Consider the following 16895-nt stretch of genomic DNA (forward strand, 5'->3'; position numbering starts at 1 on the left):
GATTCTGACTGAGAAGCAAAGTTATATTCTTGCTTGGTTATTCATGCTTACCCTTGATACTAAGTTGCGTTCCAACATAATTTCTGACTCCCCATTCTCACCCCAGGTAGAGACGTTATACACAACGCCTCTACCACTTTGACTGCAACTTAGTATGAATTAGGAATGCTATATGCTAACGCTGCTGACATTTTCTCAGAACCACGTAGAAATATTTTCCGGTAAAGATGTTAATGCCATCCTAAAAAGAATTGATGGTTCGCATAATATTTGGTTACGCTGTCTTCATTTCCGCGATCGCACCGGAACCGCTAAAATTATTAACCACTTTCACCTCGACCCATCCCGCATCGACATGATTTTTAACCATTCCTTCACCGGAATTGACGAAGACATGGAAGATTGCTTATTTGATGGCTATGAAATTTTAACTCACCAAATCAAAAATCGGGAATTTCAAGTGGCGCGGGGGAGTATTATTTTAGGGCGTAACTTTATTATTACCTTTGAAACCACAGAAATTAAAGTTTTAACTTTATTACTAAATAATATTCAAAAACGCCACATAGAAATTCAAAGCTGGGGAGTAGATTACCTTTTATATTTAATTTCCAAAGATATCTTAAATAATTACCATACTGTATTTGATTATATTTCGCGGCAACTTGATGATTTAGAAGATGAAGTCTTAGCCAATTCTGGCAATGAAACAACTTATCAAAAAATTGCTGCTATGAGACAGTCTACACGTTCTGGGCGGCGCAATTTTCAAAATCTCAAATCACTGCTGGCAATGATGAATTATGATGATATTCAATGGATTAGCCAACCAGTCAAAGAATTATTTCATCAAGAATTAGGATATCAAATCGATAACCTCTGGCAAGAATATCAAGCATTACGGGCTTGGATGTCAGAATTAATGGAAATTCAACGCGATAACATCGCCAGTAAAACCAGTGAACGCATTAATCGCTTAACTATTCTTTCCACAACATTCTTACCCATCACCTTTATTACTGGCTTTTATGGCATGAACTTTAAATACATGCCAGAGTTAGAACAACCTTGGGCTTATCCACTAGTAATTAGTATCATACTATTGATTGTGATTTTTAGTATTACCTTTGCTAAACGGCAACGTTTGTTGTAAACATAGCAATCCTTTAAATTTGTGAAAATCAAAAGGCTCAGATACCCGACTTCTTAAAGAAGTCGGGTATCTTTTGGTTTACAAACGTTTTAAAAATACTATATACAGCCCAATACGGTTCAGTTAGTGAAATTTAAACATTGCAGATCCCCCTAAATCCCCCTTAAAAAGGGGGACTTTGATTCTAGTTCCCCCCTTTTTCAAGGGGGGTTAGGGGGGATCAAAACCTTAACTGAACCGTATTGATATACAGCCTTTCCTAGTCTGCTGATGTACAAATTTATCTGCGTCCATCTGCGGTTAATTATTCTTGCTTGTACTTCACTAAAATAAAAAACACTATAGGAATCCGATTTAATTTCTGAATCTATTTGTGTAGGCAGGGAGTAGGGAATGGGGAGTAGGGAGTAGGAAAGCAGCCTGATCTGAGTGTACTGATTTTTTTCATAAATCAAATATGAGTCCTATATAGCAATCCTAAATCATTTATGAAATATCCTTTCTTTTCCTTCCTCTGCTTCTTTGTGTCCTACCCTGCGGGAAGCCGCTATCGCGTCTATGCGTCCTTTGTGGTTCGTTAAAAAGAATACTTTTTCACAACTCATACCAATTCGCAATTCGCAATTAATAAATCTAGCTCCAGTAATACTTTCCTGATTTCTATCTGTCGCATTCTTTTCTTAAATTGGTATCAGATAGGATTGCTATATCAAGCATCGCAGTAAATTTAGGATTTACACAGAGAGATTCATTCAAACAAACTATCTAATCATGAATTAAGCATTTAGCGGCTGTCTATTGTTAGCTGGGGTGTAATGATTTCTATGACTGCTATCTTCAAATTGAGCGAATGCTAAAGCTTCTTTTTCGGTAATTAATCTGGCGCTACGTCTGCGGGTGAGGTAGTTCCATCCCCACTGAATCATGACTAAGACTTTACTATCAAACTCAATCAAGAAGTAGATATGAATTAATAGCCAGAATACCCATGCAGAGAAACCTTTTAACTTAATCAACCCTATGTCTACAACGGCTGAATTTTTGCCAATCATGGCTAGGTTGCCATAATCAGTATATTTAAATGGTTGCAGAGTTTTACCGCACAGACGTTTTTGAATCAATGCGGCGACATATTCACCTTCTTGTTTAGCGACGGGTGCGACTCCAGGGAGGGGTTGACCATTTTGGTGGGAGAAGTTGGCTAAGTCACCCACAACGAAAATATTCTTGTATCCTTTAATGCTTAAGTCTGGTTCAACAATCACTCGTCCACTGCGATCGCATTCTACACCAGTTTTTTCGGCTAATACTTTACCCATTGGTGAACCTTGCACGCCTGCTGCCCATAATACAGTTTTGGCGGCAACTTCTTTGAACTCATCACCTTGTTTCAGGGTAATGATATCGTTTTCAATGTTTGTGACTCTGGTTTTTTTCTGAACAACTACACCCAGTTTTGTTAAGGATGCTTCCGCTTCTTGGGATAACTCTGGCGCAAGGGCGGGAAGGATGCGATCGCCACCTTGTAGTAGTAAAATTCTAGTCTCTGAGGTATTGATGTTGCGGAAGTCTTCTTGTAAGGTTTTATATGCTAATTCTGCGATCGCACCTGCTAATTCTACCCCGGTAGGGCCTGCACCCACAATCACGAAAGTCAATAAAGCACGGCGTTTTTCAGGATCAGTTTCATGTTCTGCGGCTTCAAAGGCTTTAAATATCCGGCGACGCATTTCTATCGCATCTTCTACGGTTTTCAAACTAGGTGCAACTTCTCTCCAGTCATCTTTACCAAAGTAAGAATGCTTTGCACCTGTAGCAACAATTAATGTGTCATATTTAATTGTTCTTTCACTGAGAATCACTTCTTGGGTTGCGGGATTAATATCATTTACCTCTCCCATCACCACTTTCGTATTTTTACTTTTGCTGAGTATAGAACGCAATGGTGCAGAAATGTCAGCCGGTGACAACGCACCTGTCGCAACTTGATATAAAAGTGGCTGAAATAAATGGAAATTTCGTTTATCGATGAGAGTAACATTTACATTAGCTTTGGCAAGTGCCTTTGCTGCATAAAGTCCACCAAAGCCACCACCAACTATGACAACCTGATGTGGTTGATGATTCTCAAGTGAAGCTTGCATAATTAATATTCCCTTGGGTTAAGAGTTTTGTAATCATTCTTAACTAAGGTGTAACAAATTCCTGAGATTTATGACAGTGTGTGTTGAACAGTTAGAAAAATAATTGAATTGACCAAAGTTACGAATCATCAGAATGCAGATGAGCAAGTTTAAGCAATCATCTTGCAAGCCTTATTTTGTAGGCATTATCTAAAATCCAGCAGTAGGTATAATTAATCAATTAGTGATGGTTATCAGAGCAATCAATTTGTGTTTATTGAGAATGAGTGACTAAATAAATCAGTCGATCAATAGTGAGTGAATACTCTTGCAAATATGAAGAATTAAATATTGATTCAAATTATACATAGAGCTAGATTTATTAATTGCGTTAGCGAGGAACGAGCGTCATTGCGAATTGGTATTATTTCATCCCGGATAAACTCGTCCTTTCCAAGCACCGCCGCGTCCTTGCCAATGGCGGATAGCTGAATCTATAGTCATTAAAGTGTAGAGAAAGGCGATCGCAGGTAAACTTAAAGCTAATAATGGTGAGCATTGATAAAAGCGGATAATTGGCAAGTAAGCCAATGCCATTAATAGCCATGTTGCTAAACCTGTAATTGCAATCATCCAATTGCCTAAAATTACACCAATCACCACACCAAAAGGTGGTAAAAGGTAAATCAAGGTCATAGCAATTACGGTGCCGAATAACAATATAGGTGAGTAATTTAATTGTGTATAGGCAGTCCGCGCCACCATATTCCAAATTGTGTCGAGGGAATCATAAGGGCGTAAACTGCGAGTTAAACTACTTAATCCTAACCAGATACGTCCTTGGCTGGATTTCACCGCATTCGCTAAAGCACAATCATCAATTAAAGCTTGACGAATAGCGGCAATACCACCGATTCTTTCTAAAGCAGTGCGCCGAATTAAAATGCTACCACCCGCCGCCGCCGCCGTGGAATTTTTCGGATTATTGACCCAGCGAAAGGGGTAGAGTTTTTGAAAGAAGAAGACAAACGCCGGAATTAAAAATTTTTCCCACCGACTATCACAACGTAGTCGCACCATCACAGAAACCAAATCTAAATTTTCTTGTTCGGCTTTGGTGACAAGTCGTCGCAGATTATTGACATCGTGTTCAATATCTGCATCGGTCAGTAAAAAATATTCTGGGACGAGTGCTTTAGCTTGTTGGATACCTTGCTGCACTGCCCAAAGTTTACCAGACCAACCAGAGGGTAAAGGTTCACCAGAGATAATTTGCAATTGCTGGGGTTTATCAACAGCGTGGGCGACTCCTTCAGCACAGGCGGCTGTGCCATCAGTACTGCGATCGTCTACCAAGAAAATATTAAAATTGCCATCATAATCTTGCAGTAAAAGCGATCGCAAACTCATCGGCAAAACATCCGCTTCATTCCGGGCTGGAATCACCGCACACACTGACGGTAAAGATTCTCGCTGCGGCTGGATGACTTCTAATTGCTGGTCTAAACGCCAAAACTGTCCCCGCAAACTCAGTAATCCTAACCAAATTATTAAGGATAAGACCATCAACCCTAGTACAATTGCCACAATAACCTCTTGCAAATTATCAGTGTCTCAGACAGAATACTATGTCTGCTGATTGTGGGAAAACATTTTTTTCTCCGTATTGCCGTGTTTAAAACTGGATGTTGAGTGAGTGTTGAGTTTGAGAGAGATTTAATGCAAACACAAGACAGGGTAAAAGTCAATCAAGTTGCAGATGCGATCGCAGCTAGTCAAAAATATCTGCTGTCAATGCAATATCCCGCAGGTTACTGGTGGGCGGAGTTAGAATCAAACGTCACCATTACGGCGGAAGTGGTTCTACTGCATAAAATTTGGGGAACCGATAAAACTCGGCCATTACATAAAATTGAAACCTACTTGCGTTCTCAGCAACGGCAGCATGGCGGTTGGGAACTGTTTTATGATGATGGTGGTGAACTCAGCACTTCCGTAGAAGCATACATGGCGTTGCGGCTGTTGGGTGTTCCCGCCACAGACCCAGCCTTAGTACGGGCGCGAGAATTTATTCTGCCACGGGGCGGAATCAGCAAAACGCGCATCTTTACCAAATTACACCTCGCCTTGATTGGCTGTTACGACTGGCGCGGTATCCCCTCCCTCCCGCCTTGGATTATGCTGTTACCGCCAGCTTTCCCCGTGAATATTTACGAAATGTCTAGCTGGGCGCGTTCTAGCACTGTACCACTGTTGATTGTGTGTGATAGCAAACCTGTTTATCAATTTGACCAAGCCATTAACTTAGATGAGTTATACGCCGAAGGTGTGAATCAAGTCCAGTATGAATTACCCCGCCAAGGTGATTGGACAGATTTATTCTTAACTTTGGATCAAGGATTTAAATTAGCCGAAAGCTTAAATTTAGTTCCCTTCCGCCAAGAAGGAATTAAAGCCGCCGAAAAATGGATTTTAGAACGCCAAGAAGTTACAGGCGACTGGGGCGGGATTATCCCGGCGATGTTAAATTCGATGTTGGCCTTAAAGTGCTTGGGTTATAGCCCAAATGACCCCATTGTAGAACGGGGACTCCAAGCCATTGATAATTTTGGCATTGAAACAGAAGATAACTATTGCGTTCAACCTTGTGTATCGCCTGTGTGGGATACAGCTTGGGTAATGCGGGCGTTGATTGATTCTGGTTATGCACCTGATCATCCAGCAATAGTCAAAGCTGGAGAATGGTTACTGCAAAAGCAAATCCTGGATTATGGTGATTGGGTGGTGAAAAATCGCCAAGGTAAACCAGGTGCTTGGGCGTTTGAATTTGACAATCGCTTTTATCCTGATGTGGATGATACAGCCGTAGTGGTCATGGCTTTGCACGCAGCCAAACTACCTAATGAAAGTTTAAAACAAGCTGCGATCGCCCGCGCCTTAAATTGGGTTGCATCTATGCAGTGTCGTCCTGGTGGTTGGGCCGCGTTTGATTTAGATAATGATCAAGAATGGCTGAATGCTATCCCCTACGGTGACTTAAAAGCCATGATTGACCCCAATACCGCCGATGTCACCGCCAGAGTCATCGAAATGTTGGGTGCTTGTAACTTATCCATTGACTCCCATAATCTCGAACGCGCCCTATCTTACCTCCTCGCCGAACAAGAAACCGAAGGTTGTTGGTTTGGGCGTTGGGGCGTAAATTACATCTATGGTACTAGCGGCGTTCTCTCGGCTTTAGCATTAATTAACCCGCAAAAGTATCAACGCCAAATCGAAAAAGGCGCAACTTGGTTAATCGGATGTCAAAATTCCGATGGCGGTTGGGGTGAAACTTGCCGTACTTACAACGATCCTAGCCTCAAAGGCCAAGGACGCAGCACCGCATCGCAAACAGCTTGGGCATTAATTGGGTTAATCGCCGCCGGTGAAGCCACTGGCAAATTTGCAATGGAAATTATTGAACGCGGAATTGATTACCTAGTAAAAACCCAAAAATCAGACGGTACTTGGTTTGAAGCCGACTTTACAGGTACTGGCTTCCCCTGTCATTTTTATCTCAAATATCATCTGTATCAGCAATATTTCCCGTTAATTGCTTTAGGCAGATATCAAAACATCAAATAACGCACAATTTTTCAACAAAATAAACCACAGATGGATATATGGCTGTTCATCTGTGGTTTCTAAAATTACAACAAAATCAACAAAGTCAGGACTTACGCAAAAATCGCCCAAAAGCTTAATTTACCGTAGACGCGAAGCGGCTTCCCGCAGGGTACCGCCAAGTCGCCTTAGACGCGCAAGCGGCTTCCCGCAGGGTAGAACGCCAAGAAATCGTAGAGTCTGCGTAAGTCCTAAAAGTAATCACTCAAAAAAAACGAAAGAATGATTTTGGAGGGGGTTTGGGGGACGCAACCGTCACCCAATCGGGGGTTTGGGGGAGAATCCCCCATATCTTACTCAATCGCTATATTTCAGCTACGCCTGCTCTGATTATTTTAGGATAATGACATGGCAAGAGATTAGGATTGGGTCAATTCATCTATGTATCTCAGCAACAACCCAAAAGATTGGTCATGGCCGTTTTGGCCTGTTGTTCCCTTTTATCCCTACAACCAACGGCGGACACTTTGCCAAGAAATTGTGAAAGATACAATTTGGACATTCGACCAAGTGCATGGCATTCTCTATACTATTGTGCCGATTCGGATGACTGTGGTGAAGCTGACAGGTGGTGGTTTGTTGGTTTATGCACCTGTAGCAGCAACTAAAGAATGTGTGCGAATGGTGCAGGAATTGGTAGCAAAACATGGTGAGGTGAAGTACATTATTTTACCAACCAGTTCTGGTCTTGAACACAAAGTTTTTGTCGGCCCCTTTGCCAGAAACTTTCCGCAAGCGCAGGTGTTTGTTGCACCTCATCAATGGAGTTTTCCGTTCAACTTACCACTTAGTTGGTTAGGGTTTCCCCAACAACGAACTCAGGAACTACCAGAAGATGCGAGTCTTGCGCCGTTTGCCGATGATTTTGAGTATGAGGTGTTGGATATTAACTTGGGACGAGGTTCATTTGGGGAAGTGGCTTTGTTTCACAAGCGATCGCACACCCTACTGTTAACCGATACAATCATCTCTATCTCGGAAAATCCTCCGGCTATCTTGCAATTAGACCCATACCCCTTACTATTTCACGCCAGGGAAAATGCCCTCCAACCCATTGAAGATAACGCCACAAACCGCCGTCAAGGATGGCAGCGTATTGCCTTATTTGCGATTTATTTCCGTCCCAGTGCATTAGATATCACTGGACTCGGTGAAAGTTTCCGCGAAGCTTGGCAAGCGCCAGACCATTCAAGAAAAGCATATTTCGGCTTATATCCATTTCGTTGGCAAGCCAATTGGCAACAGTCATTTTACGCCCTGAGTGGTAATGGTCGTCCATTTGTCGCCCCAATTTTGCAAACTCTTATTCTGCCCCAAGCACCACAACAAGTCATCGACTGGGCTAACAAAGTTGCCAAATGGAATTTTCACCAAATTATTTCTTGTCATTTTGATGCGCCTATTGCTACCACTCCCCAGCAATTCCGCCAAGCATTTAGTTTCTTAGAAAAGCAGCCATCGGTAAGTGCAGAAAGTCAACCTTGGTTAGAAAAAGACTGTCAATTCATCAAAGAACTAGAAGCAAATTTACTCAAGCAGGGTATCGCTACTCCTCCCAAAGAGAAGGTGTAATACACATCTTGCACCTAGGTGTGGTTGCGTCGGTTGTGGCTTTGGCTTCGCTCTTGCTTTCGGGGGTAAACAAAATCCATTCACTTATAATTAATATAAGCTGTTAATTTCCAACTTCTTAATCACCTATGCAAAAACTAGAAATAGAACTCGATCAAGAAACATTTGCAAAAATTAACCAATTGTCGCAAACCTATAATTGCGAAATTTCTGACATAATCAAAGCAATGATTGATCAATTAACACAACCAGAAATTCTTAATAATTCATTTATCGGTAAATGGGGTGATGAAGCCGAATTAGTTGATGAAATGGTCGCAGATATTTTAAAACACAGGAATTATAGAGACTAAAATTAGGTGTGAGAAAATCTTTAATTGATACGGATATTTTATCAGAAATTCGCAAATTAAGAAATCCTAAAATAAATGCTAAAGCCATTGGTTACATAGGTATATGGCAACAGTACACAATTTCTGTAATTACTGTTTCTGAAATTATCAAGGGATGGAAGAGAATAAATCGTAATGACCGCATTCAAGAGTTTTTAGCAGATTTATCTCAACTGGAAATCTTGCCTTTAGACCAAAGCTGTGCAGAACTTTCGGGTTTGATTCAGGCAGATTTAGAAACATCAGGACAACCAATCGGATTAGCAGATGTCTTAATAGCTGCTACAGCGATCGCAAATAACTTAATTCTAGTAACAGGTAATATTAGACATTATCAAAAAATCCAAGCATTGGGATACCCTTTAGTAATCGATAATTGGCGAGGATGAGGAGCAAATTCCGGTGATGCAACGTCATATTCAGTAAATATCACTAAAGTTTAGGTTTGACTCGATGTCCAACAGTCTTAGGGGTAAGCTGCCACTTTTACTGACATTCTGCTTAGTTACTAGCTTGTTACCTGCCTCTGGTGCAGTATTATGTCCAGCGATCGCTAGTAACAACTACCTTGCTGATCGAGATTATGGCAGAAATGGGAGTAAGGGGACAAGTGGGCGATCGGGTAGAGATGGCCGCGACGGTCAAAATCAAACTATTTTTGTCGATGGTTCAGCAGTCAACCTCGATTTATCTGGTCAAGATGGTGAGGATGGCGAAGATGGCGGATATGGTTATCGCCCTGACTGCGGTTATCAACCAGAAAACAAAAACCATGACATTCACGCAGCTAATGGTGGTGCTGGTGGCGATGGCGGTAAAGGTGGAAATGGCGGAAATGGTGGTTCTGTCACGGCTTATTACACTAATTTAGCCGACTTACGCAAAATACTTGTGCGTACAAACCCAGGGGAAGGCGGACGCGGTGGACGCGGTGGTAATGGGACGGCTGGTTGCAATTGTCGCAGGCGCAGTTGGGAAGTGCAAACCTGCAAAGGTACTCCTGGGAGTTCTGATTACAAATGTACTAAGAAGCGTTACAGATGTTACGACGGGCGGAATGGCAGCAATGGTAGTGACGGTAGCGATGGTAATACCGGGCGCTTGGGAGTGTTGAGTATTGTGAATAGTAAAGAACCCTTGGCGGCTGACACTCCTAGCATCAAGCTGTCAATTCCCGAACTCGCAGGTAAACAATTCCCACTCTCAAAAAATAAATGGAATCTGCGTACAGGTGCAGCTTCATTACTTGCCCCTGGTTCTATAATTGCTGATGAATACCGCGAATTTGACCAGCGTTTAGAAGAGTCGTTTCAGTTAGTTTGGCAAGAAAAACAACCGAGTCAAAGTTTTAGTAATCAAGCTGTCACAGTCACTTTAAATGATAGTAAACAACTAGAAGTGACTTTTCCTGAAGATTTGTGGGTTGATGCTAACAGTCAAAGTGAGAATAATTTGACAACTTATACTGTGAATCACGCAATTCTCAAACAAGATGTGACTCGGTTAGCAGTCGCGGAATTTGCAGGTGCGGGAGAAAACCTTAACTTAAAAATCGTCGATTTAGCAGCAAAATCTGATGTTCTGCAAACTAAATTTCGCGTGAAATTCCGGGCGCGAGATAACTCTGGGGGTTTCTCTGACTATCAAACTGTTTATACAGGTGATGTTCCGCCTGAATTTGTCACCCGTGACTATAATCGTTTTACTTTGGCGTTAGGCAAGTTAAAAATACCAGAAAATGCCCTAAGTCCTGGTATCAATGTTGATATTGAAGTGACAGCAACACGTTCATTAGGCGGACGTTCCGCCAAGCAAACTATTAACTGGCAAAGTGCAATTCGTCAGCCTAGTACAACAAGGCAAAAGTAAAAAGGCAAAAGGCAAAAGGCAAAAGAAATAATAACGATACAACAAGCCTTTTAGCAATTTCTTATGGTTTGTTTATTTACAGCATTTTTCATTCCAATGAGGTACATTCATCTAGCCTTGAGCATCCTAGCCTCTAACCTCTAGTCTCTAGTCTCTATTCACTATCAATTTGTACTATATAAAAGTTTAACTCGATTTTTTGTTTTCAGAAATCATCTGTGCTAGTAGAGAACCCATGAAATCTAAAAATTGATCTAATAAAGTGCCGATAATACCAATATAGAGTAATACCTGAATCATGCTATTAGTATTACCTGCTTTGTAGCTTTCCCAGAGAATAAAGCCTAATCCTCTGGGGCCAATTAGCATTTCTATGGCTATAACTGTAAACCACGCTACCCAAATACCAACTTTCAATGAATGAAATACATGAAATATAGCAGCCCGAAAGTTATTATTTTGTCTGCGAAAATGTTGTAAACCGATAGCTACATTAATGATAACTGTCCAAAATGTGGCAAGAAATATCACCATTACTGATGCAGGTTCACTATCTTGAAACAAGATGAGGGCAATTGGCAGTAAGGCTAAAGGCGGAATGCTATGTGGTATCTGAAATATCCTTCTAAAAATCTGATAAACTGTAACATTTATGCCAATAAAATATCCGATGAAACTGCCGAAAACAGCAGCCGGAATGTAACCTACAAACAGTTTTTGTAAGCTGGCTAAAAAGTCTAAAAATAAAGTTTGTTCCATGCCTCAGTTTTTATTTGGAACGTTTATATACAGCCTTTCTTAACCTAGTGAGTTACAGACAAGAATAATTAACCGCAGATAAACGCAGATGGACGCAGATAGATTTGTCCTTCAGTCAACTAGTAAACGCTATATTACTGTGGCAATCAATAAAAAACAGTCAATAGATAACCCAGGAGAATGTATGTTAGGGAGTGGGGAAGAACATTTTTTGTAAAATTTATTTTATCAGAGAATAAATTATGACTCCCAAAAATAAATAAAATCTCAATAATTGGTGAAGAACAAGATCCCCGACTTCTTTAAGAAGTCGGGGATCTGAATACAGAATTTCAACAGCAAGTCATCAAGTCATGATGTCTCAAAGATTATAGACAACTGATGGTTGTGCTATCTCTGGAACTGGTGTAGATTCATCTGCTGATTGATTAACTCGATTTAGCCATCTTTCGGCTTTGGAGTAGTTATCTTTCTGCACTTGTTTGATGGCTTGTTTGTAGTTGAGGGTTACGCCCCAAACATCAGAAACGAAGCGTTTTTCCTGTTTCATTTTGTCAAAGAACTGGATAGCTTCTAACAGTGATAAATTACCTTCAGTATTAGCGATCGCTAACATCACTTCATAAACATCATCGGCCATTTTGGCATCACCGCACACATAATAATGGCATTTTGGATGACTCAGCAGTTGCCAGATTTCTTTGGGTTTGCGCTGCATCAAATTTTGGACGTAGACTTTTTCACCGCCTTGGCGAGAAAATGCCACGTTTAATTCTGACAGCACGCCTTGACTGTACCATGTCTGCAATTGCTCTTGATAAAGGAAGTCTTGGTGATTGCGACAACCAAAGTATAAAGTCGCATCTGCGAGGGTTTTTCCTTGCTGCGCCAAGGCTTCTCGGTATTGCAAGAAGCCAATTAAAGGTGAAACTCCTGTACCTGGCCCGACCATCAACATCATTGCTTCTGGGTCGCTGGGTGGACGGAAACTGGAGGTACGCACATCAATTCTTACTTTGGTTCCTGGTTGCAGTCCAGCGAGGTAGTTAGAACATAGTCCCTGACGAACTTTACCTGCATCGGTTTTAATTTGCAACACCCCGACGGTGATTTGAATTTGCTGGGGATGCAATAACGGACAGGAGGAAATGGAGTACAGACGCGGTTTTTGTTTTGGTAGTAATTCCAGTAAGGCGGCGAGGGTAATGGTCGCGCCGGGAAATTCATCGAATAAATCAGCCACGCTCATGTAATTGTCGGTGATGGTTTTGGTGAGCGCAATGCTTTCGGGGTGGTCTTCACCTTGGCGGAGAATTTCTAACCAAGTTTCCAGGCGTTGTTTTTCTGTGTGGTTGGAGGTGGCAGAATGTAAATATGCCAATAAATCGTTGAATGGTTCCCGCACAGCTAAATCTAGTTCTTCTGATAAGACATGACCAACGGTTGTGGGTACGGCGATGGGTGGTTGATCTTCAGTTTCTTGACCATCGGCGGTGACGTAACTTGCACTAAAGTAGGTGTCGGGTGTCAAATTCAGGCGATCGCAAATTCGCTGTACCAATTCTGGGGGATTATTAGGATAAACTGCAACGTGATCACCTGTTTCATAGTTGAGGTGAGTGTTGGCAATGTCAAAGCTAATAAACCGCGTCGAACGACTACCAGGAATGACTTGTTGCAGCAGTTCTTGATTGGCAATTACAGGTACTTCTATCCCCCGTTCGCCACTTTCCGCTACAGCCAAGTTTTCTATCGCGTTACTAGTGAGGAATTTTACCTGTAATTGAGGTGCGTTGATGGTCGTCCCATCAGCCGCCGTCGCATCTTCACCCAAGACGCGGCTAATTAATCTCAGCCATTGTTTGAAGGTATCAGCTTGGCCTTTGATTTCATCGGCTTTATGCAGAGGCACAATACAGTTAGCACCGGAACGCGCCAAGGCTTTATCCACAGCAATTCCCGCCGCACAAAACTGTTCATAAACCGTGCTACCCAGTCCCAAGACGGAATAATTCAAAGTCATCAATGAACCGGGAGGTTGCTTTTTCAACCAGTGCAAGAATTGTTTTCCGTTTGCTGGCATTTCCCCATTCCCAAAGGTGGAGGTAACAATCAACACCAGTCTTTCGGAACTTAAATGAGTTTTGTCGTATTCATCCAGCGCCATCACCTTGGGACGGTAACGATTTAATTGCCTTGCAGCCGTCCGCGCAAAACCTTCGGCGGTACCGGTTTCCGAGGCGTACAAAATCAAAATCCGGTCTTCTTTGTTGTCGTCTTCGTCCAGAGATGTGGTGAATTTTTCTAAGTCAATGCCATCTTCCACTGCCCAGCGATCGGCGGCATGGTGATAAGCTGGCTCTAAATAAAAGTCCCGTGTTTGGTGATGCCATACCGGACAAACACTCCCGCCAGCCGGGGGTAGCACCCAACCCCATTCCGATGGACATTCTCTACCTGCTTTCTTTTCGCGCAAATCATGGGTGAGATATTGGCGTGAGGCAGACTGGTGGTCTACCATTGTCACCTTCGCTTTTTGGAAAGAATGCAGAATGGCGATATTCAATTCTAAGGCGACGCGATCGCGCCATAAGGTATGCTCAGAACTCGTATCTAATTTTAGAATGTGGGCGATGTCTTCGAGTTTGTTGTAACGCCCTTCTTCTAAGAAGTCGCGCATCAGTTCTGTACCCATATACCAGCCATTGAAGGGTACACAAGCGTAACTAATCCCACCAATATCCATGCGGAAATTACTGATTGCCGGAATTGCATACCAGCGCAACCCCAAGGATTTGAACTCGGCAATGGTGGGATGTTCAATATCGATTTCTAAAATTTCTTCTTTGGGGAACTCATACAACTTCGGCTCCATTCCCGGCACTTCAATGACTATTGGTAAAATATCGTAGGGTGTGCGCGGTTCCGGGGGTTGCCAGCCTAATTTAATGATGGTGTTGGTTAAATCTAAGTTAGCGCGATCGCCGATCACACTACCATCTGGTTGTTCGTAGGCGGCGTAACGTAATAATTGCGAATTCCACAGCCGCGGCCCCCAGCGTTCTTTGGGGAGTTTGGGACGAAATGCGGTCATAATCACTTGAACATTACCGCCATTGGTGCCTAAGCGCAAATGTTCGAGTAATTCTTGAAACATTTCATCGGGATCTGTCACATGGCGACAATCACGCACCACCATGTTATTCCACTGAATCCGACCAATACATTTAGACGCATTCCGCCAAGCTAACTGTGCGCCATAAGCCAATTCTTCGTAGGTGTGATGATAAGTGCGGGTGGCTTTGATTTCGGCTTGAATTTCTGCCCAACGTCGCGCTCGATGTTCTGCTTCCCAACCTTGTTCACTAGCAATTACTTGGAGGAATTGCTCGGCTTTTTTCAGTAACCGTTCTTCATTCAGCTTGGGCAGTTTCATCACATTGGTGACGCGATTAAATAATGTCTGCCAAGCCCGCCGCAATTCTGGGGTAAAATTCGGCACATATTTTTCAAACAAGACAAACATTGTGTCAGACATGGCAGGATAAGCACAAGATGGCACGCCGACACTGCCGTGAATTTGTCCCAATAACCGCAGTTCCAGCAACAATTCATCGATGCTTTCACTCCGCAAGCAACGCATGAGAAAATCTAAGGATTGGAACAGGTGTAGGGAGAGATAATCAATATCGGCTCTGCCGAAAATCGGCAAGACAAAGGGATATTTTTCAAACAAGGTTTGATAAAATACCATCCCCATTTCTTGTTTATTTTGGCTAAATATCTGCCAAGTCTCTGCCATTTCCTTGAGTAATTCTGGTGTTAAGGCATCTTCGTAGTAACGCACTGCCTCTACCATCGGCAAAATAATATTACTATTGAAAAATTTGTACAGTGCCGAGTTGACACCTTTCGCTAAATCTTGGCGGTCATATTCTTCTAAGTAAGGAATCGAAGGTAACATCCACATCCAAACTTGTCGCGCTTTTACCCAGTGGTGGGGACGCATCCCAATATCCGCAAACAAAGCCCCGTAATCTTCTACGGTATCAAAGTCATCGCCTGTTTCGTAAGGTACACCTGTCAGGGGTTCAGAAATGATATTTTGGGTGTATGGCTGGAGTTGGTGAATACAGTAGTCAAATAACTCATAAAAGTAATCTGTCATACTGTCGATCGCTTCCCCAAAAATATGTTCTAATTCTGGTTCTTCTAACAACAGCCGCTTAAAGAACTTTTCCATTTGCAGTTCTTTCCAAGCCCGCAGTTTATTCCAGACATCTTTGACAATGACTTCTTCTTGGGATGTTAGGGGAATAGGTTCAGGAATTTCAACTTCTTTGTCGATGGTTACGGTTGGTTTGAGTTGAAAACGTGATGGAATTGGCTGATTAGCTAAGAGTTTGATTGTGTGGCTACCTGCTTCACCAACAGTCTGGGTGATTCTGGCCTGGAGGGTTAAATGAGGTGCGAGACTCCAGGTGGTAATCGGAAATTCTAGTTCGATGGAGTTGTGTCCATGCAGAAAATCTTGGGCTGCAAAGGTAACTGTCCCAGCATCTTGCCAAGGTTGGGTCAGATCGCCTTGACGGTAACATAGTGTAATAGCGATCGCGCAGTCTTTATAAATAGTGAAATTCACTAACCAGCTTGGCTGCATCCGCGAAAACAAATCTTTGGATAATATTTCTTGACCTTGCTCAGAGAGAATTTGTACACGACATTTATATTTAAAATCCCCACCTGCGGGAAAATCGGCGGCTGATATTTCTGTTAAATGAATGAGTTGTTGAGTGTAATCCATATTTAAAAATTACTGGGATAAATAGTTAAGTTTGACTTACACAGTGAAATTACAAATCAACGGTTTAGCAAGGGCATATAGCAGTCCTATTTGATCCGTGAACAATAGAGACAAGGGAGACAAGGATGACAGGGTAGGCAAGGGAGAAAGATGTTTGTAAATCATTTAGGATTGCTATAGGAATATAGGGGCGTGTTTAGGTAAACAATCATCACACCCCGACACCCCAAAAATGCCAGTCTCAACCGACCAACTTTGTGTGTAAGTTTTATGTGGTTACAAAATGCTCTTGATATGGACAAAAAGCCAAATTTTACAAAACAGAATTCAGGAGTCAGCCAACGAATAAATCAGAAAATATCGGTGTTCAAAACCCTTACAACCTAACACCCATTTTGAACGAACAATCTTGGTAATTAAATCCTGTAATTGACTCTAATTCTTGAACTCTCAGTTTTATATATTTCTTCAACAGGTATTTGCACATATACACTGACTCACAATTCCTTAAATTGAGATTAACTAAGCTGAAGTTTGCGTGTTAGATGATACATAAG

General features: G+C 42.0%; 10 protein-coding genes. 6 read left to right on the top strand and 4 right to left on the bottom strand.

Annotated elements, in window-relative coordinates; all coding sequences use genetic code 11:
- Window positions 1-172 precede the first annotated feature (172 nt).
- Window positions 173-1153 (top strand): magnesium transporter CorA family protein, encoded by a 981-nt coding sequence (locus H6G77_RS19425; protein ID WP_190589414.1) that lies wholly within the window; start codon window positions 173-175, stop codon window positions 1151-1153.
- Between the two features lie 776 nt (window positions 1154-1929).
- On the opposite strand, the gene H6G77_RS19430 is transcribed toward H6G77_RS19425, so the two are convergent.
- Window positions 1930-3297, bottom strand: coding sequence for an NAD(P)/FAD-dependent oxidoreductase (locus H6G77_RS19430; protein WP_190668916.1), 1368 nt, complete (start codon window positions 3295-3297; stop codon window positions 1930-1932).
- A gap of 408 nt (window positions 3298-3705) precedes the next feature.
- Window positions 3706-4866 (bottom strand): glycosyltransferase, encoded by a 1161-nt coding sequence (locus H6G77_RS19435; protein ID WP_190872540.1) that lies wholly within the window; start codon window positions 4864-4866, stop codon window positions 3706-3708.
- A gap of 129 nt (window positions 4867-4995) precedes the next feature.
- Between H6G77_RS19435 and shc the strand changes: the two genes are divergently transcribed.
- The 5 genes from shc (at window position 4996) to H6G77_RS19460 (ending at window position 10775) form a co-directional block, all read left to right on the top strand.
- On the top strand, window positions 4996-6903 hold the full coding sequence (gene shc, locus H6G77_RS19440) for a squalene--hopene cyclase (protein ID WP_190872475.1): 1908 nt from the start codon (window positions 4996-4998) through the stop codon (window positions 6901-6903).
- A 420-nt stretch (window positions 6904-7323) separates the two neighbouring features.
- Window positions 7324-8514 (top strand): DUF4336 domain-containing protein, encoded by a 1191-nt coding sequence (locus tag H6G77_RS19445; RefSeq protein WP_190872476.1) that lies wholly within the window; start codon window positions 7324-7326, stop codon window positions 8512-8514.
- A gap of 128 nt (window positions 8515-8642) precedes the next feature.
- A complete protein-coding gene (locus H6G77_RS19450; protein WP_190589419.1) occupies window positions 8643-8867 on the top strand; it encodes a hypothetical protein in 225 nt (74 codons plus the stop codon).
- An 8-nt stretch (window positions 8868-8875) separates the two neighbouring features.
- Window positions 8876-9295 (top strand): PIN domain-containing protein, encoded by a 420-nt coding sequence (locus H6G77_RS19455; RefSeq protein WP_190872477.1) that lies wholly within the window; start codon window positions 8876-8878, stop codon window positions 9293-9295.
- Window positions 9296-9359: 64 nt separating this feature from the next.
- Window positions 9360-10775, top strand: a complete 1416-nt coding sequence (locus tag H6G77_RS19460) for a collagen-like protein (protein WP_190872478.1) — start codon at window positions 9360-9362, stop codon at window positions 10773-10775.
- Between the two features lie 186 nt (window positions 10776-10961).
- Here H6G77_RS19460 and H6G77_RS19465 read toward each other — a convergent pair whose 3' ends face one another.
- Window positions 10962-11534, bottom strand: coding sequence for an ABC transporter permease (locus H6G77_RS19465; RefSeq protein ID WP_190589422.1), 573 nt, complete (start codon window positions 11532-11534; stop codon window positions 10962-10964).
- 361 nt (window positions 11535-11895) lie between these two features.
- Window positions 11896-16338, bottom strand: a complete 4443-nt coding sequence (locus tag H6G77_RS19470; protein WP_190872479.1) for a nitric oxide synthase oxygenase — start codon at window positions 16336-16338, stop codon at window positions 11896-11898.
- Window positions 16339-16895 lie beyond the last annotated feature (557 nt).

Source organism: Aulosira sp. FACHB-615 (assembly GCF_014698045.1).
GTDB lineage: Bacteria > Cyanobacteriota > Cyanobacteriia > Cyanobacteriales > Nostocaceae > Nostoc_B.

What these genes read in the sequence shown, in the direction of transcription:
- H6G77_RS19425 (WP_190589414.1), top strand. Translation starts at nt 173, where the DNA reads ATGCTAACGCTGCTGACATTTTCTCAGAACCACGTAGAAATATTTTCC.
- H6G77_RS19430 (WP_190668916.1), bottom strand. Translation starts at nt 3,297, where the DNA reads ATGCAAGCTTCACTTGAGAATCATCAACCACATCAGGTTGTCATAGTT.
- shc (WP_190872475.1), top strand. Translation starts at nt 4,996, where the DNA reads ATGCAAACACAAGACAGGGTAAAAGTCAATCAAGTTGCAGATGCGATC.
- H6G77_RS19445 (WP_190872476.1), top strand. Translation starts at nt 7,324, where the DNA reads ATGTATCTCAGCAACAACCCAAAAGATTGGTCATGGCCGTTTTGGCCT.
- H6G77_RS19450 (WP_190589419.1), top strand. Translation starts at nt 8,643, where the DNA reads ATGCAAAAACTAGAAATAGAACTCGATCAAGAAACATTTGCAAAAATT.
- H6G77_RS19460 (WP_190872478.1), top strand. Translation starts at nt 9,360, where the DNA reads ATGTCCAACAGTCTTAGGGGTAAGCTGCCACTTTTACTGACATTCTGC.
- H6G77_RS19465 (WP_190589422.1), bottom strand. Translation starts at nt 11,534, where the DNA reads ATGGAACAAACTTTATTTTTAGACTTTTTAGCCAGCTTACAAAAACTG.
- H6G77_RS19470 (WP_190872479.1), bottom strand. Translation starts at nt 16,338, where the DNA reads ATGGATTACACTCAACAACTCATTCATTTAACAGAAATATCAGCCGCC.